Source organism: Spirillospora sp. NPDC052269 (assembly GCF_040679435.1).
Classification (GTDB): Bacteria; Actinomycetota; Actinomycetes; order Streptosporangiales; family Streptosporangiaceae; genus Spirillospora.
The window spans coordinates 61,241-84,396 of record NZ_JBFAUU010000017.1; the positions used below are offsets into that span (position 1 = coordinate 61,241).

Below are 23,156 nucleotides of genomic sequence, written 5' to 3' on the forward strand. Positions count from 1 at the left end.
AAAGGGACGGGAGGCGACGGTGACCGCATCCGGCACGGTTCTGACCCTGCGAGGTACGCGGCATCACGGTCACGCCGGGCATGACTCGGAGCATCTGGGCTCCTGAGCCCGTCCCGGATCCGTCCCACCATCACCTCTCCCCGAAAGGGAATGCTGTGCTGTCTCTCGTTCTGCCCAAGGGGTCCCTGGAGAAGGCGACCCTGGAGCTGTTCGACGCCGCCGACCTGACCGTCCGGCGCTCCTCCGACCGCGACTACCGCGCGTCCATCGACGATCCCCGGATCGACCGGGTGCGCGTGCTGCGCCCCCAGGAGATCCCGACCTACCTCGAGCAGGGGCTCTTCGACCTCGGCATCACCGGCCGCGACTGGATCACCGAGACCGACTCGGACGTGGTCAGCCTCGGTGAGCTGAAGTACTCCAAGGCCACCTCGAACCCGGTCCGCGTGATCATGGCGGTGCCGAACGACGCGCCCTGGCAGTCGGTGTCCGACCTGCCCGAGGGCGTCCGGATCTCCACCGAGTTCCCGGAGATGACCCGCCGGTTCCTCGACCGGCACGGGGTGAAGGCCAAGGTCGTGCCGTCCTACGGCGCCACTGAGGCGAAGGTGCCCGACATCGTGGACGTCATCGTCGACCTCACCGAGACCGGGTCGTCCCTGCGCAAGAACGGCCTGCGCATCCTCGACACCCTGCTGACCAGCTACACCGAGCTGGTCGCCAACCGCGAGGCGTACGAGGACGACGAGAAGCGCGCCGCCATGGAGGACGTCGCGCTCCTGCTCCAGGGCGCCATCCGCGCCCGCGGCAACGTCCTGCTCAAGCTGAACGTCGCCCAGGCCGACCTGGCCGGGGTCCTGGAGATCATGCCCGCCATGTCGTCCCCGACCGTCACCGCCCTCGCCGGCGGCGAGGCCAGCGCGGTCGAGTCCGTCGTCCCCAAGCGCGGGGTGAACACCCTGATCCCCGCGCTCAAGGCCGCCGGCGCCCACGACATCCTCGAGATCCCGATCAGCAAGATCGTTGACTGAGACCCCGACGCTGCCGGTGGTGTGGCGCCCCCGCACCACCCGGTTCATCGCGTACGTGACGGCGGGCGTGAGCGTGCTCGGCATGGTCCTGCTCGCCGTCATCGTCGCGCCCCAGTTCAAGGCGTTCGACCGGACCATGATGGTCCTGTTCGGCCTGCTCATGGCGTGGCTGCTGCACATGCTGGCGCGCTGCCGGGTGGCCGCCGACGAGGCGGGGGTGACGGTGGTCAACGCCTTCCGCACCCGCCGCCTCGAATGGGCCGAGATCGTGGACGTGAACATGAGCGTCGGCGAGCCGTGGCCGACCCTCGACCTGGCGGACGGCACGTCCATCGGCGCCATGGGCATCAACGGCGCCGAGAAGCACCTGGCCGTCCGCCAGCTCACCGAGCTCCAGGCGCTCGTCCACGCCCGCGGCGAGGCCCGCGACCGCTAGTCGCTAGTCCTCCTTCTGGAACTGCTCCAGGACGGACTTGATCCACTCCTCCGCCTCGTCCTTGTCGAGGTTCGCGTCCAGCAGCGGGCTGCCCTCGTCGAAGTAGGCGAGCAGCAGGTGCTCGGTGCCGATGTAGTTGTGGTTGAGCCGCAGCGCCTCGCGGACGCTCCGCTCCAGCACCTTCGCCGCCTCCTGCGCGTAGGGGATGTTCTCCGGGATCTCGGTCTCCACGCGCGGCGGCAGCGCCTGGACGGCGATCACCCGCACGTCCTCGACCGTGACGCCCTGCTCCTCGATCGCCTTGACGGCGAGGCCCTCGGGCTCGGTCAGCAGCCCGAGCACCAGGTGCGCGAGCCGGATCTCGTCGTTGCCCGCGCTCCGCGCCGCCTCCTGCGAGGCGAGCACCGAGTTGATCGCGCGCTTGGTGAACCGCGAGAACGGCCCGCTCGCCTCCGCCGTCCCACCGCTGGGCTTCGGCACGAACCGCTTCTGCGCGGCCTGCTTCGTGACGCCCATGCTGCGCCCGATCTCCGTCCAGGACGCCCCTGACCTGCGCGCCTGGTCCACGAAGTGCCCGACCAGATGATCGGCCGCCTCTCCGACCTGCTCCGACACCACCACCGCGCCCGACAGCCGCTCCAGCGGCCCGCCTTCGGGACTCTGCTCGTTCACGTACTCGATGAGATCACCGAGCCGCACCGGAAATTCGCTCATACGTCAACCATAGGTTGACGCTCGCAATGCGTCAACCCGCGGTTGACGATCGATGGGGGAATGGACACTTCTCCGCCCGGGGCCGCCAACTAGGCTTCACCGAGATCAGCGCGGCGAGGGAGGGTTCAGTGGCTCTGACCTGGGTTCAATCCGGTGGAGGCCCGCTGTTGGTCGCGCCCCGGGCCGTGCTCGACCGGTGGGAAGGCGTCAGTGACGACGACGGCCCCGTCGAGACCTGGGGCGACTACGGTCGCGCCTGTTCGATCGAGGGATACGTCGGATCGATCCCGATCGGCGATCAGCACGGCCTGGTCCTCGGAGTGGAACCGGTGTCCACCACATTCCTGCCCGACGAACTGCTGTTCTTGCGCTGGGCCGCCGCCGACTCCGAGTCCGAGATCGTCGACGCGGCTCGCCGCGCCCTTCACGACGGCGTCACCTGGGACGAAGACGGAGACCTCATCTGGGACGTCCCAGGCACAGCCGTCCTCTTCGATTCGACCTTGGCCGGGGACGAACTCGAACCCGGCGACCACCTCGTCGTCGACCTCGCACCCGGCCGGTACCGAGTCCGCGCCACCTACATCATGGACGACGCCGTCTGGATGATCCTCGTCCAACTCCAGCCGATCGAGGAGCAGGGGGCTGGGGCGTCGGCGCGGGTGGTGCTTGGGGTTGATGACCTGCGGTCGTTGCCTGGGGTCACGCGGATTGCGCGGACGAGTGCTGAGGGTGTTCTTCTGCTGGAGGAGCACCGTGGGTGCTTCATCGATGAGCTGTGGCTCGACCATGACCTGGGTGGGGACGACAGCATCATGCCAGTGGTGACGGTTCTGGAGGAGGCGGCTTTCAGCGGGGAGCCGTTCCGGATCGGGATGGTCTATGTGCACAGTGCGAATCCGAGTGGTGCGGAGACCGTTGTCCGGGTGCTCAGCCGATGGGGATATCAGGTTCGGCGCGCGGTTGCTTGCTAGTGAAGGCCGGCTTGGGAGAGCAGGGTGGTCATCACTTCGGGTGGGAGGGCCGGGGGCGGGGACGGGTGGTGCTCGGTGAGGAACTCGACCAGGTCCGCGGGCAGATGGGGACTGTAGGCGGCGGTGCGGCGGAGGCCCAGGTGGGCGGACGTGGCGCAGCGGCGCATCGTCTCGAGGTCGTCGAGCCGGTCCCACAACCAGTCGGGCGGCCGGACGAAGTCCTTCGGGCCGACGTGGAAGTCGATGGCGGCGCGTTGTTCCTCGGTCAGTTCCGGGCGCATCGACACCGCCAGGCGGACCGAGGGGGCGGGGTCGGTGAGGAGACGGTCGGTGACGTCCTCGGGCGGGTTCGGCCATCCCTTGATGGCGGTGGCGCGGACGAGGGGGTCCTCGTCGGCGCAGAGTGCCCTTCTGGTCTCGGGTGGGGTTCGGCGTTGTTCCGTCAGGGCAACGCGGACCTGCTGGTCGGGGTCGGTGGCCAGGCGGGCTCGGTGCTCGGGTGGGGCGTGCCGGTTCTTGGCCACCATGTTCCGGACGTGCTGGTCGGGGTGGGTGACGGCGGCGTTCCAGACCTGGTCCGGGACGTGCGGGTTCCGGAGGACGTTGAACTGGAGGTCGTGCTCGCCGCTGTTCAGCAGGGCCAGGAGCATGTCCGTCGGGGTGTTCGGGTTCTTCGCCAGGCCCTTCAGTTGGGCGAGGGTGAGCTTGTCCAAGTCAGTCCTGGTCCGGGGCGGGGGAGAGGGGGAGTTCGGTCGTGTCCTGGCCGAAGGCCCAGTCGAGCAGGCGGGTGGCGTCGGTGAAGCGGGCGGTGGAGGTGGGTTCGCCGAGGACGGCGCCGTAGACCGTGCGCTTGCCGCGCCGGGCGGTGAAGAGGAGGCAGTAGCCGGCGGTGTTCGTGAAGCCGGTCTTGACGCCTCGCACGCCATTGTAGGTACCGAGGAGGCGGTTGGTGTTCGTCCAGGTGTAGGCCCTGTGGGTTCTGGTTTTGGGGAGTGTGTAGGTGCGGGTTCCGACGACGCGGCGGACGGTCGGGTCGGTGAGGGCCTCGCGGGCCAGGACGACGAGGTCGCGCGGGGTGCTGGAGTCGGCCGTCCGGGACGGCCAGGGGAGGCCGTCGAAGTTGTCGTAGCGGGTGTCGGCCATGCCGAGGTCGGCGGCGGTGGCGTTCATCCTGGCGACGAACTTCGGCCAGGTGCCTCCGTAGGACTCGACCAGGGCGAAGGCGGCGTCCGAGCCGGACGGCAGGAGCATCGCGTAGAGGAGCTGGCGCGCGGTGAGGCGGTCGCCGGGGTGGAGGCCGGCCATGCTCGCGTCGTGGCGGGCGCCGTAGGTGCGGTACTTGCGCTTGATGGTGATCGTCCGGTCGAGGTCGCCGGCGTGGACGACGACCAGGGCCGTCATCAGCTTGGTGATGCTGGCGATCGGACGGGCGGACTCCGCGCCGCTGCCCCAGGTGGTGTTCCCGACGGACAGGTAGGCGGCCTTCGCGCGCAGGCTGGACGGCTCCGGGCCCTGGAGGGCGGGGCGGGGTTCGGCCGCTGAGGGCGCCGCCGTTATGAGGGTGATTGCGAAGGTCGTGCCCGCGAGAAGTCCCGTGCGTCGCATCAGTGGCCCCGTTTCGCTCGTCCGACGAAAGCCCATGCAGCTTCGCGGGGCGGCGGGGGCGTCCGCAAGCGGTTCGGCCGAAACATGGGGAGGCCCCCTGCGCCTCGAGCGTCGCAGGGGGCCGGGGAGCCAGGGGGCTACGTCAGTCGACGTTCGCGCCGGCCGGGACCGGCGGGACGACCCAGACGTCGGCGGTGCGGACGCCGAAGCCCCAGTTGAGCATCTTCGCGGCGTCGGTGAAGCGCGCGGTCTCGACGGTCTTGGAGGAGTCCATGACCACGCCGATCAGCGTCTTCTTGCCGCGGACGGCCTCGAACATCAGGGAGTAGCCGGCCGCGTTGGTGTGGCCGGTCTTGATGCCGATCGCGCCCTTGTAGGCGTTCTTGCCGGAGCCGAGCATCCGGTTGGTGTTCCACTCGCTGTACGCGTGGTGCGAACCGGTGGCGCCGAGGTAGTAGCGCGGCTGCTTCACGATCGAGCGGAACGTGGAGTTCTTCATCGTGAAGTAGCCGAGCCGCGTCTGGTCGTACGCCGTCGAGTAGGTCGACTTCTCCGACGGCCAGTTGAGGCCGTCGAAGTTGGCGTAGTGGGTGCTCTTCATGCCGAGCTTGCGCGCGTTGGCGTTCATCTTGGCGACGAAGTTCTTCCAGCCCGGACCGACGGTGTCGGCGAGGACGTACGCGGCGTCGCAGCCGGACGGCACCATCATGAGGTTCAGCAGCTGCCGGACGGTCAGCTTGTCGCCCGCGACGATGCCGGCCCGGCTGGCGTCCTTGTGCTGCTTGGTGACGTACTCGACGTGCTTGCGCTGGATGGTGATGACCTTGTCCAGGCTCACCTTGCCGTTCAGCACCGTGTAGGCCGTCATGACCTTGGTCATGGAGCCGATCGGGCGCTTGGTCTTGTCCGCGCGGGCCCAGCGGGCCTTCTTCGCGGACACGTCGTACAGGTAGGCGGACTTCGCTCCCACCCCGGCCGGGCCGGCGGCGGCCCAGACGTCCGCGCCCGGCGCGGCGGCCGGCGCCGCGTTGGCGGCGGTCCCGGCGACGGCGAGCAGCGGCACGGCGGTGATGGCCGCGACCGCGCAGCGCGCGGCTAGTCGTGCAGAAGCCTTCATGGCATCCCCGTTCAACAGATCGCCCCATAGGTCACTGATGTCCCATGGGTCCGATAGGAGAGTGCCAGGGGGGACCGTCCCTCGCAATTGATCTTGATTGAAGGGTGTGGGTTGGGCGGGTTTCGGACAGTCCGTGTGCCGTTTTCGTCCTGAGTGACAAAACCGGATCATCACTCGGTGACAACCCGGGTTCGTCTCGCGGCCACATGACGGTTGCTCAGATTCGGACAACGTCCCGCACTCAGCGGGTGACAACGGGATGTGCTCAGGGATGGATGACGTCCTGTGCTCACGGGGTGATGACTGCGGGCGCCTCAGGGGGCGTCAGCGGCCGAGAAGAGGGATACGGGTTCGGGCGGCGAGGGCGGCGACGCCGTACCAGACGCAGATCAGGCCCATGAGCTGGCGCAGGTCGGCGACCGGGCAGGTGACGGTGTGCTCGTCGACGCGTTCGGCGCCGGGGACGTCGGCGGCGGCCTCGGCCGCGGCGGGGAGCTGGAAGCCGACGGTCAGGTCCAGCCGGTCGGGGATCGGGACGGGACGGAGCGTCGGGGCGTTCTTGACGGCCGCCGCCGCGCCCTCGCGGATGAGGGCCTGAGCCCGTCGTGGATGCAGGCTGTCGGTGGCGCTGTGGCCCTCGGCGGTCTTCACCGGGGCGGTGACGACGCCGGGGAAGACGCGTTCGGCGAGCGCGCAGATCTGGTCGTCGCCGGTCACCAGTCCGACCGGGACGCCGTGCTCGGCCGCCAGCAGGGCGTTGACCTCGGCCTCGGACACCAGCCGGTCGTTGAGGCGCATCCAGGTGAACCAGGACGAGAAGCTGTGGGCGAGCACGCCGGGACAGCCGCCCGGCGCGTGGTAGCCGACGAACAGCGCCACGCCATGGCGTCCGTCCAGGCCGTGGGCCATGCACTGGGCCTTGGGGGCGCCGGTGACCAGGCGGGCCCGCTCGTCCAGCGCGTCCTGGAGGAAGTTGTCCATCGTGCCGTGGCTGTCGTTGACCACGACACTGTCGGCCCCGGCGTCGAACGCGCCGGCGATCGCGGCGTTGGCCTCGGCGGTCATCAGCTCCTGGGAACGGGGGTAGTTGTGCCCGCCGCGCACGATCTGGTCCATCGTGGCGATGCCGGCGATGCCCTCCATGTCGACCGAGATGTAGACGTCCATAGGGCTCCCTTCGCGGTTTTGCCCGTGAGTATCCGTGGACGGACGGCAGGGAGGCTTCGGAGCACACCACATGGATCGGCCGTGTTTTTTGTGCGGCCGCACGAATCGTGCCCGGTGGCGTGATGCCTACCGTTCAGCCACCCGGCGGCGAACACGTCGCCCGGACGGAGGTGACGACGGTGACTCCACAGGAACTCCAGGCGCGGCTGGCCGAGGCGGCCGGGCGGCATGACATTCCCGGCGCGGTCCTGGCGGTCCGGCGCGGGGCCGAGGTCGTGGAGGCCGCCTTCGGCGTGCTGGACGTCGAGACCGGCTACCCGGCGACCGTCGACTCGGTCTTCCAGACCGGCTCGATCACCAAGGTCTGGACGGCGACGCTGATCATGCAGCTCGTCGACGAGGGCCTCGTGGACCTGGACGCGCCGGTCGCCCTGTACCTGCCCGGGTTCCGGGTCGTGGACGAGGCCGTGAGCGCGTCGGTCACCGTCCGGCACCTGCTGTCCCACGTCGGCGGCTTCGAAGGCGACATCTTCGACGACCACGGGCCGGGCGACGACGCCGTCGAACGGTTCGTCGCGCACCTCGCCGAGCGGGCCGGGCAGCTGTTCCCGCCGGGGGAGCGGTGGTCGTACTGCAACAGCGGATACGTGGTGCTCGGGCGGATCGTCGAGGTGCTGACCGGGCAGACCTGGGAGGCGGCGCTGCGCGAGCGGATCGCCGTGCCGCTCGGCATGACGCACGTGGCGACCTCGCCCGCCGAGGCGATCCGGCACCGGGTCTCCATGGGGCACGTGACCGGTCCGGACGGCGCGCTCGTGAAGGCCCCGGTCTGGGCGATGCCGCGCTCGAACGCGCCGGCGGGGTCCACGCTGACGCTCACCGCCCGCGACCAGCTGCGCTTCGCCGGGATGCACCTCGGCGGCGGCCTCGCCCCGGACGGGACCCGCGTGCTGTCGGAGGCGAGCGCCCTGGCGATGCGCGAGCCGCAGGCCACCCTGCCCCCCATCCCGCCGCTGGGCGAGCGCTGGGGGCTCGGCTGGGAGCTGTTCGACTACGAGGGCGGCCTGGTGGTCGGGCATGACGGCGGCACCCTCGGGCAGGTCTCGCTGCTGCGGGTGGTTCCCGGCGCGGACGTGGCGGTCGCCCTGATGACCGGCGGCGGCGAGTTCTACGGCCTGTACCCGCTGGTCGCCGAGCTGCTGGACGAGCTGGCCGGGGTGAAGGTCCCGCCCCTGCCGTCGCCGCCCGCCGTCCCGCCCACCGTCGATCCGCGCTACTTCACCGGCAGGTACGCGTCGGGGACCATGTGCGCCGACGTCGCCGAGGACGAAGGCGGCCTGACGGTGACCGTCCGGCCGCTGGGCGCCCTGGCCGAGCTGACCGGCGACGCGACGGGGAGCACCGAGGTGATGGTGCCCCTGGACGCCCGGACCCTGATCGCCCGCGAGCCGCAGGCGGGACGGCACGCCGTCCACGTCTTCCCGGGCGACGGGCTGCGCGCCGACTTCCTGCATCTCGGCCGCGCGATCCCCCGCGCCTGACGCGCCCGTGCGACGGCCTGGCGTCCGATCTTCGAGGAGTACCAGTATGAGAACAACCACGGCCAGGGCGGCCGCAGTGGTCGCCGCCCTCGGACTCGCCGCCGCCGGTTGCGGCGGCGGGGGCGGCACCGCGGGCGGCGGCCGCGGCGCCGTCACCATCGCGGTCCCCAGCGACCCCGGATCCCTCGACCCGCTCACCACGCTGGCGTCCAAGGCCATCCTCATGAACGGCTTCGCCTACGCCCGGCTGGTCCAGCTGGGCGCGGACGGGAAGCTGACCGGCGGCGTCGCCGAACGCTGGTCGTCCACCACCACGTCCGCGACGTTCACCATCAAGCGTGGCGTGACCTGCCAGGACGGGTCGCCGCTCACGGCCGAGGACGTGGCGGCCGAGTACAACCACGTCGCCGATCCGCGCAACGAGTCGCCGATGCTGGGCCTGTCGGTGCCGTTCACCGCCAAGGCCACCGCCGACCCCGCGTCCCGGACGGTCACGGTCAGGACGGCGCGGCCCGCGCCGTTCATCCTGCCGATGTCGAACCTGCTGCCGCTGGTGTGCCGCAAGAGCCTCGCCGACACCAAGACGCTCGCGCGCACCACCGCCGCGTCCGGGCTCTACCGGATGACCGAGGCCGTGCCGGGCGACCACTACACCTACGTGAAGCGGCCGGGCGTCACGTGGATGCCCGGCGGCGCGGACACGTCGGCCTCCCCCGACAAGGTGATCTTCAAGGTGGTCGCGAACGAGTCCACCGCCGCCAACCTGCTGATGTCCGGGCAGGTCAACATCGTCCAGCTGAACGGCTCGGACCGGCAGCGGCTGGAGGCCGCCCGGATCGCCCACCAGGGGATCCGGGCGACGATCGGGCAGCTGCTGTTCAACGAGGCGGCCGGCCACACGACCGGCGACCCGGTGGTCCGGCGGGCGCTGGTCACCGCCGTGGACCTCGGGCAGATCGGGGCGGTGGCGAGCGGCGGAAAGAACGTCCCGCCGACCAACCTCGGCGAGGTCGCGCCCACGCCCTGTCCCCAGAACTCGGTGGCGGGCAACGTGCCCGGCCGCGACACGGCCCGCGCGGCGGCGGACCTGACCGCCGCGGGATGGGCCAAGAGCGGCGGCCAGTGGACCAAGGACGGGAAGCCCCTCCAGCTGACCGTGGCCTATCCGACCGTCATCGGCCCGCGCGTGACGGCCGCCGTCGAGCTGGCCGTGCAGCAGTGGACGGCGTTCGGGGTGAAGGTGTCCACCAAGACCATGACCCCCACGACGGTCGGCACGATCATGGCGGCCAGCGAATGGGACGTCGCCTGGCAGCCGCTCGTCGTCAACCTGCCCGACCAGCTCGTCCGGTTCTACGACGGGCCCCGGCTGCCGAAGGGGTCCAACTACGGCGGCATCGACAACCCCGACTACCGCCGGCTCTCCGGCCAGGCCATGGCCAAGCTCGGCACCGAAGGCTGCCCCCTGTGGATGGCGGCCGAGAGCGCCCTGATCAAGCGCCTGGACGTGGTGCCCTTCGCGACCTTGGAGGAGACCTACTACGGCAAGGGCGTGACCTTCCAGCTGGACGGCGGGGGCCCGCTCCCGCAGACGCTGCGAAGGACCGGACGATGAGCGCCGCGAACCCCCCGAGCGCCGCCACCGTCCGGAGTGGCGCGCCCTTCCTGGGCGCCGTGGGCTCCCTGGTCGAGGCACATCCGTGGGCCGGGTTCGCGGTTCGCCGCGCCGGGCGCCTGGTGGTGTCGCTGCTGGTGCTGGTCACCGCCTCCTTCGCGATGATCCACCTGGTGCCGGGCGACCCCGTCCGCGCGGCGCTCGGCCCGACCGCCGACCCGCAACTGGTCGCCGCCCGCAGGCACGCGCTCGGCCTGGACCGTCCGCTGTTCGACCAGTACCGGCACTTCCTGTCCGGGCTGGCGCACCTGCGCCTGGGCGACTCGATCAGCACGGACATGCCGGTGGCGCAGGTCATCTCCAGCCGTCTGCCCGCGACCCTGGAGCTCGCCGTCCTGGCGTTCGTGCTCATCCTGGCCGTCGCGATTCCGCTGGGCATGGCCGCCGCCGTGCTGACCCGCGAGGGCCGGCGCCGCGGAACCGAGCTCGGCTTCGCCGCCGTCACCGGGATCCTGGGCGCGGTGCCGGAGTTCCTGCTCGCGGTCGGCCTGGTCGCGGTGTTCGCGGTGGCGATCCCGCTGCTGCCGGTGGCCTCGCGGGGCGGCGCGTCGTCGTACGTCCTGCCGGTCCTGGCGCTGGCGGCCGTCTCCGCCGCCGCGCTCGCCCGGATCGTCCGGGTGGAGACGCTGCGGGTGCTCGGCGAGGACTACATGCGCACCGCGCGGGCCAAGCGGCTGCCCGCCCGGCTGCGCTACCTGCGGCACGCGCTGCCGAACCTGCTGACCGCCTCGCTCACCCTCGGCGGCCTGCTGTTCACCTCCCTGATCACCGGGACGGTGCTGGTGGAGAACGTGTTCGCCTGGCCCGGCCTCGGCACCACCATCGTGCAGGCGATCACGCAGAAGGACTATCCGCTGGTGCAGGGCGTGGTGCTGGTCTACGGGACGGCGGCCCTGCTGATCACGTTCGCGGTGGACGTCGCCGTCGCCCTGGCCGATCCCCGTTCCACGATCCGCGGGAGCTGACGATGCCGTCGAAACCATCCTCCACCCGCTCCGCCCGGCGGACGTCCGCCGGGCCGTCCTCGGAGTCGTTCGGCCACCGGCTGCTGGACGCCCTGCGCACGCCGCTGGGCCTGGCCGCCGTGACCGCCGTCGCCGTGCTGACCCTCATGGCCGTCCTCGGTCCGACGCTCGCCGGATCGGCGGCGACCCGGGTCGACACCGGGGCGATCGACCAGGGCGGCGGGTCCGCGCACCTGTTCGGCACCGACGGCCTCGGCCGGGACGTGGCGGCGCGGGTGCTGGTCGCGACCCGGCTCACGCTGGAGCTCACCCTGGCCGCCACCGCGATCGGCCTGGCCGGGGGCCTGCTGCTCGGCCTGGCCCCGGTGGTGCTCGGCCGCCGGGCGGGCCGTCTGGTGACCGCGACCGTGGGCGTGCTCGTGGCCTTCCCCGGACTGCTGTTCGTCCTGGTCCTCGCGACGGTCTTCGGGGCGGGGAGCACGGGGGCGGTGCTGTCGGTGGGCCTGGCCCTCGTGCCGCCCGCCGCGCGCCTGGTGCAGAACCTGTCCGCGTCGGTGGCCACCGCCGACTACGTGGCCGCCGCGCGCATCCTGGGGACGGGCCGGTTCCGGCTGGTCACCCGGCACGTGCTGCCGAACATCGCCGAGCCGGTGACGCTGTTCACCGCCCAGTCGGCGGCGCAGATCCTCATCGCGTTCTCCGGGCTGTCCTTCCTCGGCCTGGGCGTGCAGGCGCCCGCCTACGACTGGGGCCGCCTGCTCAACGAGCAGCTCGGCCGGATCTACGTCAACCCGCTCGCCGCGCTCGCGCCGGGGCTCGCCGTCGTCCTCACCGGCATGGTGTTCACCCTGGTCGGCGAGGTGATCGCGCAGGCCGGCGGACGGCGCGCGCCGCACCGGGCCGCCGCCTCCGACCCCGCGGACGAGCAGGCGGGGACGTCCTCCGCGACGCCGTCCTCGGCTTCGGCTTCGGCCTTGGACGCGGGAGGAGGCGGCGACACCGCGACCGAGGACGCGCTGCTGAGCGTGCGCGACCTGCGGGTGACCTTCCCCGGAGGCCGGACGTCGGTCCGCGGCGTGTCGCTGTCGGTCGCGCCGGGAGAGGCCGTGGGACTGGTCGGGGAGTCGGGTTCGGGCAAGAGCCTGACCGCCCTCGCCGTGGCGGGCCTGGCCCCGCACCCCGCCCGGGTCGCCGCCGGCGAGCTGCGGTTCCGCGGGGTCGATCCCCGCTCGGGGAGCGGGCTCGGCACGTCGCTGGCCATGGTGTTCCAGGACCCGATGGCCTCCCTCAACCCCGCGCTGCGCGTCGGACGCCAGCTGGCGGAGGTCGCCGAGGTCCATCTGGGCGCGTCCCGCGCTCAGGCGTCGGCCCGCGCGGTCGAACGGCTGGCCTGGGTGCGGATCACCTCGCCCGAGCGGCGGGCGCGGCAGCGTCCCCACGAGTACTCCGGCGGCATGCGCCAGCGCGCGATGATCGGCATGGGCCTGATGGGCGAACCGAGCCTCATCGTCGCCGACGAGCCGACCACGGCGCTCGACGTCACCGTCCAGCGCCAGGTGCTGGACCTGCTGGGCGAGGTGCGGCGCGACTCGGGTGCGGCGCTGCTGCTGATCTCGCACGACATCGCCGTCGTCGCGCAGGTGTGCCAGCGGGTCCTGGTGATGTACGCGGGCCGGGTCGTGGAGGAGCTTCCGGTCGCGGACCTCGCCGTGCGCGCCGCCCACCCGTACACCAGGGCCCTGGTCGGGGCGGTTCCCACCATGGGCACCGACCGGAACACCGCGCTCGCGACGATTCCGGGCCGTCCCCCAGAGCCGGGGGACCGGCCGCGCGGTTGCGCGTTCGCACCGCGTTGCGACCGGGCGCGCGACCGATGTCGCACCGCCGAGCCCGTGCTCACCGACCAGGGCGAGGGCCGCCGCGTCGCCTGCTGGTACCCGGTGACCGCCTCCTCGGGGCCCGTCCAGGAGGCCCGGCATACGGAAGAACCGCCGCCGGGTGACGCGGACCCGTCCCGGCACGAGGCGGAAACGCTGCAGGACGATGCGCGGTCGGTACGAGACGGGGGAGTGCGATGAGCACGCTGGAGTTTCGCGGGGTCGGCGTCCGCTACGGCCGGTTCACCGCCGTGGACGGCGTGGACCTCACGGTGCCGGACGGCTCCGTCACCGGTCTGGTCGGAGAGTCGGGCTCGGGCAAGTCCACGCTGGGCCGGGCGGCCGTCGGGCTGGCCCCGGTGGTAGCCGGGCAGATCCTGGTCGATGGCCGGGACGTCGGTGCGCGGCCCCGGCGCGGTCCCGTCCAGCTGGTCTTCCAGGACCCGTACGCCTCGCTCGACCCGCGCATGCCGATCGGCGCGTCCGTCGCGGAGGCACTGCCGCGACCGTCCCGCACCGCGGGCGTCCTCAGGACCGGCCGCGACGGCCCCACCGCCCGGAGGGGCCGTGCCGGACGGACGGACCGCGCGGCCGAGGTCGCGCGCTACCTGGACCTGGTCGGCATCGACCCCGCCCGTGCGGACCAGCTGCCCCGGGCGCTGTCGGGCGGTCAGCGGCAGCGGGTGGCGCTGGCCCGCGCGCTGGCCGCGCGCCCGAGCGTGCTCGTCGCCGACGAGATCACCTCGGCGCTCGACGTGTCGGTCCAGGGCGCGGTGCTCAACCTGCTGCGCGGGCTCCAGCGCGAGCTGGGCTTCGCGATGCTGTTCATCTCCCACAACCTGGCCGTCGTCCGCTACCTGGCCGACCGGGTCGCCGTCATGGACGGAGGCCGCCTGGTCGAGAGCGGCCCGGCGGACCAGGTGCTGGAACGCCCCGACCACACCCTGACGCGGACCCTGCTGTCCTGCGTCCCCACCCTCGACGCGTCCGTCCCCGGAACGCGTCCCCAGGAACCCACCACCGACACGACCGCTGTTGAGGAGGCTTCGTGACCCGGCCCCTGGCCATCGACGATCTCTACCGCTTCGCGCTGCCCGGCGATCCCGCCCTGGCGCCCGGCGGAGACCGGGTCGTCTACACCCTGACCACACAGAACGCCGAGAACGACCAGCCGGAGAGCGCGCTGTGGGAGGTGCACGCCGACGGCGGAGCGCCGCGACCGCTGACACGCGGTCCCGCCGACCTCGCGCCGCGCTGGTCCCCGGACGGCTCGACAGTGGCCTTCCTGCGCGCGGGGCAGATCCACCTGCTGCCCGCCGACGGGGGCGAGGCCGTACCCCTGACCGACCGTGAGCCGGGCGCGGGCGCCCCGGTCTGGAGCCCGGACGGCACCCGCATCGCGTTCGCCGCCCCCGCCGAACGTGCGGACCCGGTGGCGCCCGTCCAGATCGACCGGCTCGACTACAAGGCCGACGGGCGCGGCGTGGTCGGGAACGTTCCGACGGCGCTGTTCGTGGTCGAGGTCGCGACCGGCCGGACCACGCGGATCGCCGACGCCGTCCAGCACGCCGGGCCGCCCGCCTGGTCGCCCGACGGGACCCGGATCGCGTTCCCCGCCTCGACCGGTGACCGGTCGGACCTGACCGGGACCCTGGCCGCGTGCGTGGTCGAGGCGGACGGCGCCGACCTCCGCGTCGTCGGGAACGCCGACGGCCTGACCGCGACGGTCGGGTGGTTCTCGGACGGTGAGTCCCTGCTGGTCATCGGGCGCGAAACCGCCGACACCGGGCATCTGCATCTGATGCGCCTGCCGCTCGACGGCTCCCCGGTCACCGTCCTGTCCGCCGCGCTCGACCGGAACGTCATGCCGGGCTTTCCGGGCTACCCGGGGGCGCCGGCGCAGTTCACCGGCGGAGACGCCGACTCGCTGGTCTTCTGCGCCCGCGACCGCGGCGTCACCCGCCTGTACCGCCTGGACGGCGAGGGGATCACCGAGGTCGCGCTGCCCGCCGGGACGGGCGTGTCGGGCTGCTCGGTCGCCGCCAAGGCGGGCCGGGCCGCGCTGCTGGTCGGCGACGCGGCCCGCTTCGCCGAGATCGAGCTGCTCGACCTCGGCACCGGCCGGACCACGCCGCTGACCCGCCACACCGCCGAGTCCCTGCCGGGCGTGGCGCTGCCGGAGATCGCCGAGCGCGAGTTCACGATCTCCGACGGCACCCGCGTGCACGGCTTCCTGATCCGCGATCCGGACGCGCCCGCCGGCGGCCCCCTACTGGTGGACGTCCACGGCGGCCCGCACAACGCCTGGGCTCCGCTCGCCGACCCCGTCCACCTCTACCACCACGAACTCGTCGCGCGCGGCTGGACGGTCCTGGCGCTCAACATCCGCGGCAGCGACGGCTACGGCGAGGCGTTCTACACCGCCGCGCTCGGCGCGTGGGGCGAGGCCGACGAGCGGGACGTCCTGGAACCCGTCCAGGTTCTGATCGACGAGGGGCTGGTCGACCCCGGCCGCGTGGCGCTGACCGGCTACAGCTACGGCGGCTACCTCACCTGCTGGCTGTCGGCGCGCAGCGGGATGTTCAGCGCCGCCGTGCCCGGCGGCGTCGTCACCGACCTGGTCTCGATGGCCGGGACCTCCGACGAGGGCCACGGCCTCACCGGCCTGGAGATCGGCCCGCACGACCGGCTCGTCGCGCTGTCGCCGCTGACCCACGCCGACGGCGTCCGCGTGCCGACCCTGATCCTGCACGGCGACGCCGACGACCGCTGCCCGGTCGGCCAGGCGGAGCAGTGGTTCCACGCGCTGCGCATGCGCGGCGTCCCGGTCCGCCTCGTCCGGTACCCGGGCGGCGACCACATGTTCCTGCTCACCGGACGGCCCTCGCACCGGGCCGACTACTCCCGCCGCCTCGTCGGCTGGGTCACCGAACACCTGGGAGTCGACCATGACTGACACCACGTCCGCCCCCGCCCCCTCCACCTCCACGTCCGGCGCCGCGCGCCCGGCCGACGCCGCGCACTGGGCCGAGCGGCTGGCCGTCCTGGCCGCCCGGCATGGTGTGCCCGGCGCGAGCCTGGGCATCCTGTCCGGCGGTGAGATCGTCGAGGTGGCCACCGGTATGGCCAACCTCGGTGCCCGGATCGAGGCCACGACCGACACGTTGTGGCAGATCGGTTCGATCTCCAAGGTCTGGACGACGACCGTCGCGATGATGCTCGTCGACGAGGGCGTCCTCGACCTGGACGCCCCGGTCGTTTCGGTGCTGCCTGAGCTGCGGCTCGCAACCCCGGAGCTGACCGAGCAGGTCACCCTGCGCCACCTGCTGTCTCACACCAGCGGCATCGACGGTGACTTCTTCATTGACACCGGGCGCGGCGACGACTGCCTGGAACGCTACGTCGAACGCCTCACCGAGGCCGCCGCCAATCATCCGGTCGGCGCGACGATGTCCTACTGCAATGCCGGGTTCACGCTGGCGGGCCGCGTCCTCGAAAAGGTCACCGGCGTGCAGTGGGACCGGCTGATGGCCGAACGCCTCTACGGACCGCTCGGCCTGACCCACACCGCGACGCTGCCCGAGGACGTCCTGCGTCACCGCGCCGCCGCGGGCCACATGGGTGACCCGCCGGCCGTCGCGCCGCACTGGATGCTCATGCGGTCGGCGGGACCCGCGGGCCTGATCTGTTCGACGCCCCGGGACGTCCTGACCTTCGCCCGCCTCCACCTGGACGACGGCCTGGCCTCGGACGGCACGCGCCTGCTGTCGGCGGACAGCGCCCAGGCGATGCGCACATCCCAGGTCGCCCTGCCCGACACCCGTGTTCTCGGTGACGCGTGGGGGCTGGGCTGGATCCTGATGGGCTGGCAGGGACACCGCCTGTACGGCCACGACGGCGGCACCATCGGCCAGAGCGCCTTCCTGCGCATCCTGCCCGACGCCGGTCTCGCGGTCTGCCTGCTCACCAACGGCGGCGACACCATGAGCCTCTACCAGGACCTCTACGGCGAGATCTTCGCCGAACTCGCCGACGTCGAGATGCCCCGGCTGCCCGAGCCGGCCGCCGAGCCCGTCCCGGACGACCCGTCCCGCTACGTCGGTGTCTACGAGCGCGCCTCCACCCGCATGGAGGTGTTCGAGCGCGACGGCGGTCTGGTCCTGCGCACCACGGTGACCGGGGTACTGACCGAGCTGATGCCCGAGGAGGAGCTCGTGCAGGAGGAGCCGATGCGCCCGCTGGAGCCGGGGGTCTTCGTCATCCGGCGGTCCGGCGCGGACGGCTGGTTCCCGGTGACCTTCTACACGCTCGACGACGGGTCCCGGTACGTCCACCACGGTGTCCGCGCGACGCCCAAGGTCGGCTGACGTGCCTGAACTGCTCACGGCGGCCCGCGCCCGGACGTCCGGGATGGTCGCCGACATCGAGGAACTGGTGCGGGCCGAGTCGCCCACCGCGGACGTGGCGGCCGTGCGCCGCTGCGCCGAGAAGGTGGCCGAGCTCGGCTCGCGCCTGACCGGGGCGTCCCCCGAATGGCTGGAATCGGACGGACGGCCGCACCTGCGCTGGCGGTTCGGCGCGGGGGACCGCGTGCTGCTCCTCGGCCATTTCGACACCGTCTGGCCGATCGGCGCGCTGGCCACCCATCCGTTCGCCGTGACCGAGGGGAGGCTGACCGGCCCCGGCTGCTTCGACATGAAGGCCGGACTCGTCCAGATCTTCCACGCCCTGGCGCTCCTGGACGACCTGGACGGGGTGACCGTCCTGGCCACCGGCGACGAGGAGACCGGATCGCGCTCCTCCCGCGAGCTGGTCGAGTCCGAGGCGCGCCGCGTCCAGGCCGTCCTGGTGCTGGAGGCGAGCGAGGACGGCGCGCTGAAGACCGCGCGCAAGGGCGTCTCCACCTACGACCTCCGGATCGTCGGGAAGGCGGCGCACGCCGGCCTCGAACCGCACCGGGGGGTGAACGCCGCGATCGAGCTCGCCCACCAGATCCACGCCGTCGCCGCGCTCGCCGATCCGTCCGCGGGCACCTCGGTGACGCCGACGGTCGTCTCCGCCGGGACCACCCGCAACACCGTCCCGGACGCGGCGGAACTGCTCGTGGACGTCCGCGCCGAGACGACCGCCGAACAGTCCCGGGTGGACGACGCCGTGCGCGCGCTGCGTCCCGCGCTGCCCGGCGCGCGGCTCGAGGTGACCGGCTGCCCCGACCGGGCGCCTCTCCAGGAGGAGTCGTCGGCGCCGCTGTTCGCCCTGGCCTCGCGGCTGTACGGCGAGCTCGGCCTCGGCTCGCTGCGGGGTGTGGCGGTCGGCGGCGGCTCCGACGGGAACCTCACCGCCGGGGTCGGCACGCCCACGCTGGACGGCCTCGGCGCGGTCGGCGGCGGCGCGCACGCCGACCACGAACACGTGATCGTCGCCGAGCTGCCGAACCGGACGGCCCTCCTCGCGGCGCTCGTCCGCGAACTGACCATCCGTCCACCCGGAGACCAGGCGGGGGAGACGGCGTGAGCGGCCCGACGACCTTGGATGAAGGACCGAAGATGGCTGACCGACCCGGAACAGGCGAACCCGGAGGGGACGAGGAGGTCTCCCAAGCCGTCCGCCGGGCCGCGCATCGCGCCGCCCACCGGGCCGCCGACGCCGCCGGCGTCCGGGTCAGGGAGCTGGCCGAGCTTCCCGAGCTGGCCCAGGCGGCGGCGCTCATCGACCGCGTGTGGCGGCCCCCCGCCGGGAGCCCGCTCATCACCCCCGAGCTGATGCGCGTGATCGCGCACGCGGGCGGCTACGTCGTCGGCGCCTACGACGGCGACCGCATGGTCGCGACCTGCGTCGGGCTGCTGGCCGCTCAGGGGCTGCACTCCCACATCGCCGGCGTCGAGGGACACTCCCGGGGCCGCAGCACCGGGTACACCCTCAAACTGCACCAGCGCGCGTGGGCGCTGTACCACGGCATCACCACGGTCAGCTGGACCTTCGACCCGCTGATCAGCCGCAACGCCTACTTCAACCTGGCCAAGCTCGGCGCGGTGCCGGTCGAGTACCTGACCGACTTCTACGGCGCCATGCAGGACGAGGTCAACGGGGGCGACGAGACCGACCGCGTCCTCGTCCATTGGGATCTGGCGAGTCCGCGCGCGGCCGCCGCCTGCGAAGGGCGTCCGCACGTCCCGGACGCGGGGCCGCGCCCGGTCGTCGCGCTCGACGCCAAGCCGGACGGCCGTCCCGCCGCGGGACGGCTCGACGGCGCGACCGTCCTCGTCCGGATCCCGTCCGACATGGAGGCCATGCGGACCTCCGCCCCCGCCGTCGCCCGGGAGTGGCGGCGCGCCGTCCGCGACACCCTCGGTGGCCTGATGGCCGAGGGCGCGGCCGTCACCGGCTTCGCCCGGGACGGCTGGTACGTAATCGAACGCGAAGAAAGGACCTGTTCATGAAGCTCGCCGGAGTGGAGTTGCGCCGGATCGCGATGCCGCTGGTCTCGCCGTTCCGCACCTCGTTCGGAACCCAGACCACCAGGGAGCTCCTGCTGGTCAGGGTGGAGACCGGTGAGGGCGAGGGCTACGGCGAGTGCGTCACCATGGCCGACCCGGTCTACTCCTCGGAGTACACCGACGGCGCGATCGACGTGCTCCGCGGCCATCTCATCCCCGCCCTGATGGCCTGCCCCGACCTCGACCCGTGGCGCGTGGCGCCCGCGCTCGCCCACGTCAAGGGCCACCGCATGGCCAAGGGCGGCCTGGAGGCGGCCGTCCTGGACGCCTGGCTCCGCTCGCGGTCGGTGTCCTTCGGCGCCTGGCTCGGCGCCACCGCCGACCGCGTCCCGGCGGGCGTCTCGGTCGGCATCATGGACTCGATCCCCGCGCTGCTCGACGCGGTCGAGGGCTACCTCGCCGAGGGCTACCGGCGGATCAAGCTGAAGATCGAACCGGGCTGGGACATCGAGCCCGTCGCCGCCGTCCGCGAGCGCTTCGGCGACGCGGTGCCGCTCCAGGTCGACGCCAACACCGCCTACACGGTCGGCGACGCCGCCCACCTGGCCCGCCTGGACGAGTTCGGGCTGCTGCTCATCGAGCAGCCCCTGGACGAGGAGGACCTGCGCGGCCACGCCCGCCTCGCCGCCACCGTCCGCACCCCGATCTGCCTGGACGAGTCCATCGTGTCCGCCCGCGCGGCCGCGGACGCGATCGCGCTCGGCGCCTGCTCGGTCGTCAACATCAAGCCCGGCCGCGTCGGCGGCTACCTCGAGGCCCGCCGCATCCACGACGTCTGCGCGGCGCACGGCGTCCCGGTGTGGTGCGGCGGGATGCTGGAGACCGGCCTCGGCCGCGCCGCCAACGTCGCCCTGGCCGCCCTCCCCGGCTTCACCCTCCCCGGCGACACCTCGGCGTCCGACCGCTACTACCGCACCGACATCACCGAGCCGTTCGTCCTCGAGGACGGCCACCTGCGCGTCCCGACCGGTCCGGGCCTCGGCGTCGAGCCCGTTCCCGAGCGGCTCGCCGAGGTCACCGTCTCCACCGAATGGATCACCGGGTGACCGCCGCCGCCCCGCCCACGATGGAGGCGGCCGAGGCCCGCATGCGCGCCGCGTTCACCGAGGCGGGCGTCCGGGGATTCTGCTTCGCGCGCGACGTCGACGGCGACCGCGCCGTCGGCGTCGACCCCGACGCCCCGGTCGTCCTCGCGTCCGTCTTCAAGATCCCGATCGCGCTCGAATACGCCCGCCAGGCCGCCGCCGGACGCCTCGACCCCACCGGCCGGCACGCGGTGGAACCCCGGTTCCGCGACGGCGGCATCGGCACCTCCGGCTGCGCCGACCCCGTCGAGATGAGCCTGCGCGACCTGGTCCTGATGATGCTGACCATGAGCGACAACGCCGCGACCGACGTCGTCCTCGACCAGGTCGGGACGGACGCGGTCAACGCCACGCTCACCGGGCTCGGCCGCACCCGCACCCATCTGGTCGGCGGCTGCGCCGACCTGCTCGCGTCCCTCACCGCCGAGCTCGGGGCGGCCTCGCTCGCCGACGCCGAGGCCCTCATGGCCGCGCTCACCCCGGCCCGGCTGGACGAGCTGTCGGTCTGCGACCCCGGGCGCACCACCCGCGGCACCGCCCGCGACATCGCCGAACTGCTCGCCCAGATCTGGCGGGACGAGGCCGGGCCACCCGGGGCGTGCGCCGAGGTGCGCGCCGTCATGGCCCGGCAGATCTGGCCCCACCGCCTCTCCTCCGGCTTCGGCGACGACTACCGCGTAGCGGGCAAGACCGGCACGCTGCCCGGCTGGCGCAACGAGGCGGGGGTCGTCCAGGCCCCGGACGGCGGGCGCCACGCGGTCGCCGTCTTCACCCGGTCCACCCGCCCCGACCTGCGCCACCCCGAGGCCGACCGCGTCATCGGGACCGTCGCCCGCATCGCGGTGGACGCGCTGCGATCGCCTACCTTGACGGCATGACCACTCCGCCCGCCGCCGTCCTCGGCCGCATCCTCGCCGACCTGGGATCCACCCTGGTCGAGGTCGCGGCCGGCGACCCGGACCCGGCGCGCCCGGTCGCCGGCGTCCTGATCCACGACCCCCACGACGAACCCGTCCGCCTGCCCGGGGCCGTGGTGCTGGGCGTCGGCGTCCACGGCGCCGGACCCGTCGCGGCGCTCGTCGCGCGGGCCGCCGACCTGGACGCCGCCGCGATCATCGTCCGCTCGCCGGTCGCGGTCGACGACGCCGTCCGCGACGCCGCCGCCCGCACCGGCGTCACCGTCCTCGGCCTCACCCCGGGCGCCTCCTGGGCCCAGGTCGCCGCCCTGCTGAGGTCGCTGCTGGCCGTGGACGAGATCGGCGTGGACGACCCCGGCCCGTCCGACGACCACGACGGGCCGCCCGCCACCGACCTGTTCGCCCTGGCCAACGCCATCGCCGCCCTCCTCGACGGCCCCGTCACCGTCGAGGACCGCAACGGCAGGGTCCTGGCCTTCTCCAGCCGCCAGGACGAGGGCGACCAGGCCCGCATCGCCACGATCCTCGACCGCCAGGTGCCCGCCGACAAGCTCCGCGCGCTCGAGGAACGCGGGGCGTTCCACTCCCTCTACCGCAGCGACCGTCCCGTCTACGTCGAAGGCGTCGCCGAGAAGCCCCGCGTCGCCATCGCCGTCCGCGCGGGAGGGGAGATCCTCGGCTCGATCTGGGTCGTCGTCGACCGGCCGCTCACCCCCGACCGCGAGCGGTCCCTCACCGAGGCCGCCCGTGTGGTCGCCCTGCACCTGCTGCGCCGCCGCGCGGGCCAGGACGTCGAACGGCGCCTGCGCGCCGACCTGCTCGCCACCGTCCTGGAAGGGGGCGCGAACGCCTCCGAGGCCGCCGCGCGCCTCGGCCTGACCGCACAGCCCGCCTGCGTCCTCGCCCTCGCGATCACCGGGGAGTCGTCCGCGCCCGAACGGGTCGCCGCCGGTGAACGCGTCTCCGACGCCCTCGCCCTCCACCTGGCCGCGATCCACCCGCGCACCGCGACCGCCTCCCTGGGCGGCGTCACCTACGCGATCCTGCCCACCGCGACGGACGAACCCGCCCTTCGCGTCGCCGACGCCTTCCTCGCCCGCGTCGGCACCCGCGTCCCGGCCGTCATCGGGATCGGCCGGGTCGCCGTCCGTCCCGCGCACCTGCCGCGATCCCGCCATGACGCCGACCGCGCCCTGCGCGTCCTGCGCCAGGGACGCGCCCACGCCCGCGCCGCCCGTCTCACCGACGTGTACGTCGCCTCCCTCATGGCGGACCTGGCCGGCCGCATGGCCGGCGAGGACGACATCCCCGACGGTCCCGTCGTCCGCCTCCGCGCGTACGACGCCGAACACCACACCGCCCTCACCGGGACGCTCGCCGCCTGGCTCGACACCTTCGGCGACGTCCCCACCGCCGCCGCGGCCGTCCACGTCCACCCCAACACCTTCCGCTACCGCCTCAAACGCCTCACCGAGGTGTCCGGCCTGGACCTCACCGACCCCGACGCCCGATTCGAGGCCATGCTCCAACTCCGCCTGACGCCCCCGTGACACGA

At 73.0% G+C, this 23,156-nt stretch carries 20 protein-coding genes; 15 read left to right on the plus strand and 5 right to left on the minus strand.

Translation table 11 applies throughout. The annotated features are described in order from the left end of the window. Window positions 1–155: 155 nt before the first annotated feature. Window positions 156–1,031 (plus strand): ATP phosphoribosyltransferase, encoded by an 876-nt coding sequence (hisG, locus tag AB0L06_RS32015; RefSeq protein ID WP_500234869.1) that lies wholly within the window; start codon window positions 156–158, stop codon window positions 1,029–1,031. Further along, window positions 1,024–1,467 (plus strand): PH domain-containing protein, encoded by a 444-nt coding sequence (locus AB0L06_RS32020; protein WP_500234870.1) that lies wholly within the window; start codon window positions 1,024–1,026, stop codon window positions 1,465–1,467. Before hisG ends, AB0L06_RS32020 begins: the two co-directional genes overlap by 8 nt. 3 nt (window positions 1,468–1,470) lie before the next feature. Here the strand turns inward: AB0L06_RS32020 and AB0L06_RS32025 are convergent, their stop codons facing one another. After that, window positions 1,471–2,181 (minus strand): Clp protease N-terminal domain-containing protein, encoded by a 711-nt coding sequence (locus AB0L06_RS32025; RefSeq protein ID WP_500234871.1) that lies wholly within the window; start codon window positions 2,179–2,181, stop codon window positions 1,471–1,473. Window positions 2,182–2,309: 128 nt separating this feature from the next. Here AB0L06_RS32025 and AB0L06_RS32030 point away from each other — a divergent pair, with 128 nt between their 5' ends. Further along, window positions 2,310–3,155: an Imm21 family immunity protein gene (locus AB0L06_RS32030; RefSeq protein WP_500234872.1), complete on the plus strand. Its 846-nt coding sequence runs from the start codon at window positions 2,310–2,312 to the stop codon at window positions 3,153–3,155. Here the strand turns inward: AB0L06_RS32030 and AB0L06_RS32035 are convergent. The 4 genes from AB0L06_RS32035 to AB0L06_RS32050 form a co-directional block, all read right to left on the minus strand. After that, window positions 3,152–3,868, minus strand: a complete 717-nt coding sequence (locus AB0L06_RS32035; RefSeq protein WP_500234873.1) for a hypothetical protein — start codon at window positions 3,866–3,868, stop codon at window positions 3,152–3,154. The two genes, AB0L06_RS32030 and AB0L06_RS32035, sit on opposite strands and share 4 nt — an antisense overlap. Before the next feature lies 1 nt (window position 3,869). Continuing rightward, window positions 3,870–4,760 carry a D-alanyl-D-alanine carboxypeptidase family protein gene (locus AB0L06_RS32040; RefSeq protein WP_500234874.1) on the minus strand — a complete coding sequence of 297 codons (891 nt, stop codon included), beginning with the start codon at window positions 4,758–4,760 and terminating at the stop codon, window positions 3,870–3,872. Between the two features lie 142 nt (window positions 4,761–4,902). Then, window positions 4,903–5,877, minus strand: a complete 975-nt coding sequence (locus AB0L06_RS32045; RefSeq protein ID WP_500234875.1) for a D-alanyl-D-alanine carboxypeptidase family protein — start codon at window positions 5,875–5,877, stop codon at window positions 4,903–4,905. A gap of 324 nt (window positions 5,878–6,201) precedes the next feature. Then, window positions 6,202–7,044 carry a M55 family metallopeptidase gene (locus AB0L06_RS32050; protein ID WP_500234876.1) on the minus strand — a complete coding sequence of 281 codons (843 nt, stop codon included), beginning with the start codon at window positions 7,042–7,044 and terminating at the stop codon, window positions 6,202–6,204. Between the two features lie 179 nt (window positions 7,045–7,223). Between AB0L06_RS32050 and AB0L06_RS32055 the strand changes: the two genes are divergently transcribed. The 12 genes from AB0L06_RS32055 to AB0L06_RS32110 are packed head-to-tail and all read left to right on the plus strand — an operon-like array spanning window position 7,224 to window position 23,151. Next, window positions 7,224–8,585: a serine hydrolase domain-containing protein gene (locus tag AB0L06_RS32055; protein WP_500234877.1), complete on the plus strand. Its 1,362-nt coding sequence runs from the start codon at window positions 7,224–7,226 to the stop codon at window positions 8,583–8,585. A gap of 46 nt (window positions 8,586–8,631) precedes the next feature. Further along, window positions 8,632–10,200 (plus strand): ABC transporter substrate-binding protein, encoded by a 1,569-nt coding sequence (locus tag AB0L06_RS32060; protein WP_500234878.1) that lies wholly within the window; start codon window positions 8,632–8,634, stop codon window positions 10,198–10,200. Beyond that, on the plus strand, window positions 10,197–11,225 hold the full coding sequence (locus AB0L06_RS32065; RefSeq protein ID WP_500234879.1) for an ABC transporter permease: 1,029 nt from the start codon (window positions 10,197–10,199) through the stop codon (window positions 11,223–11,225). Before AB0L06_RS32060 ends, AB0L06_RS32065 begins: the two co-directional genes overlap by 4 nt. A gap of 2 nt (window positions 11,226–11,227) precedes the next feature. Next, on the plus strand, window positions 11,228–13,303 hold the full coding sequence (locus tag AB0L06_RS32070) for a dipeptide/oligopeptide/nickel ABC transporter permease/ATP-binding protein (RefSeq protein ID WP_500234880.1): 2,076 nt from the start codon (window positions 11,228–11,230) through the stop codon (window positions 13,301–13,303). Beyond that, a complete protein-coding gene (locus AB0L06_RS32075) occupies window positions 13,300–14,154 on the plus strand; it encodes an ABC transporter ATP-binding protein (protein ID WP_500234881.1) in 855 nt (284 codons plus the stop codon). Before AB0L06_RS32070 ends, AB0L06_RS32075 begins: the two co-directional genes overlap by 4 nt. Continuing rightward, window positions 14,151–16,058 (plus strand): S9 family peptidase, encoded by a 1,908-nt coding sequence (locus tag AB0L06_RS32080; RefSeq protein ID WP_500234882.1) that lies wholly within the window; start codon window positions 14,151–14,153, stop codon window positions 16,056–16,058. The genes AB0L06_RS32075 and AB0L06_RS32080 overlap by 4 nt, the downstream gene beginning before the upstream one ends. Next, the gene (locus AB0L06_RS32085; RefSeq protein ID WP_500234883.1) at window positions 16,051–17,469 is read left to right on the plus strand and encodes a serine hydrolase domain-containing protein; all 1,419 of its coding nucleotides are present in this window, start codon (window positions 16,051–16,053) and stop codon (window positions 17,467–17,469) included. The genes AB0L06_RS32080 and AB0L06_RS32085 overlap by 8 nt, the downstream gene beginning before the upstream one ends. A 1-nt stretch (window position 17,470) precedes the next feature. Then, the gene (locus AB0L06_RS32090; RefSeq protein WP_500234884.1) at window positions 17,471–18,616 is read left to right on the plus strand and encodes a M20 family metallopeptidase; all 1,146 of its coding nucleotides are present in this window, start codon (window positions 17,471–17,473) and stop codon (window positions 18,614–18,616) included. Window positions 18,617–18,648: 32 nt separating this feature from the next. Further along, window positions 18,649–19,542, plus strand: a complete 894-nt coding sequence (locus AB0L06_RS32095) for a GNAT family N-acetyltransferase (protein ID WP_500234885.1) — start codon at window positions 18,649–18,651, stop codon at window positions 19,540–19,542. After that, window positions 19,539–20,645, plus strand: a complete 1,107-nt coding sequence (gene menC / locus AB0L06_RS32100; protein WP_500234886.1) for an o-succinylbenzoate synthase — start codon at window positions 19,539–19,541, stop codon at window positions 20,643–20,645. Before AB0L06_RS32095 ends, menC begins: the two co-directional genes overlap by 4 nt. After that, on the plus strand, window positions 20,642–21,562 hold the full coding sequence (locus tag AB0L06_RS32105) for a serine hydrolase (RefSeq protein ID WP_500234887.1): 921 nt from the start codon (window positions 20,642–20,644) through the stop codon (window positions 21,560–21,562). Before menC ends, AB0L06_RS32105 begins: the two co-directional genes overlap by 4 nt. Continuing rightward, the gene (locus AB0L06_RS32110) at window positions 21,559–23,151 is read left to right on the plus strand and encodes a PucR family transcriptional regulator (protein ID WP_500234888.1); all 1,593 of its coding nucleotides are present in this window, start codon (window positions 21,559–21,561) and stop codon (window positions 23,149–23,151) included. Before AB0L06_RS32105 ends, AB0L06_RS32110 begins: the two co-directional genes overlap by 4 nt. The last annotated feature ends 5 nt before the right edge of the window (window positions 23,152–23,156 follow it).

Coding starts and splice junctions, on each gene's coding strand:
- AB0L06_RS32025 (WP_500234871.1), bottom strand. CDS start 2,181: ATGAGCGAATTTCCGGTGCGGCTCGGTGATCTCATCGAGTACGTGAAC.
- AB0L06_RS32070 (WP_500234880.1), top strand. CDS start 11,228: ATGCCGTCGAAACCATCCTCCACCCGCTCCGCCCGGCGGACGTCCGCC.
- AB0L06_RS32065 (WP_500234879.1), top strand. CDS start 10,197: ATGAGCGCCGCGAACCCCCCGAGCGCCGCCACCGTCCGGAGTGGCGCG.
- AB0L06_RS32085 (WP_500234883.1), top strand. CDS start 16,051: ATGACTGACACCACGTCCGCCCCCGCCCCCTCCACCTCCACGTCCGGC.
- AB0L06_RS32060 (WP_500234878.1), top strand. CDS start 8,632: ATGAGAACAACCACGGCCAGGGCGGCCGCAGTGGTCGCCGCCCTCGGA.
- AB0L06_RS32095 (WP_500234885.1), top strand. CDS start 18,649: ATGGCTGACCGACCCGGAACAGGCGAACCCGGAGGGGACGAGGAGGTC.
- AB0L06_RS32075 (WP_500234881.1), top strand. CDS start 13,300: ATGAGCACGCTGGAGTTTCGCGGGGTCGGCGTCCGCTACGGCCGGTTC.
- AB0L06_RS32050 (WP_500234876.1), bottom strand. CDS start 7,044: ATGGACGTCTACATCTCGGTCGACATGGAGGGCATCGCCGGCATCGCC.
- menC (WP_500234886.1), top strand. CDS start 19,539: ATGAAGCTCGCCGGAGTGGAGTTGCGCCGGATCGCGATGCCGCTGGTC.
- AB0L06_RS32045 (WP_500234875.1), bottom strand. CDS start 5,877: ATGAAGGCTTCTGCACGACTAGCCGCGCGCTGCGCGGTCGCGGCCATC.
- AB0L06_RS32110 (WP_500234888.1), top strand. CDS start 21,559: ATGACCACTCCGCCCGCCGCCGTCCTCGGCCGCATCCTCGCCGACCTG.
- AB0L06_RS32040 (WP_500234874.1), bottom strand. CDS start 4,760: ATGCGACGCACGGGACTTCTCGCGGGCACGACCTTCGCAATCACCCTC.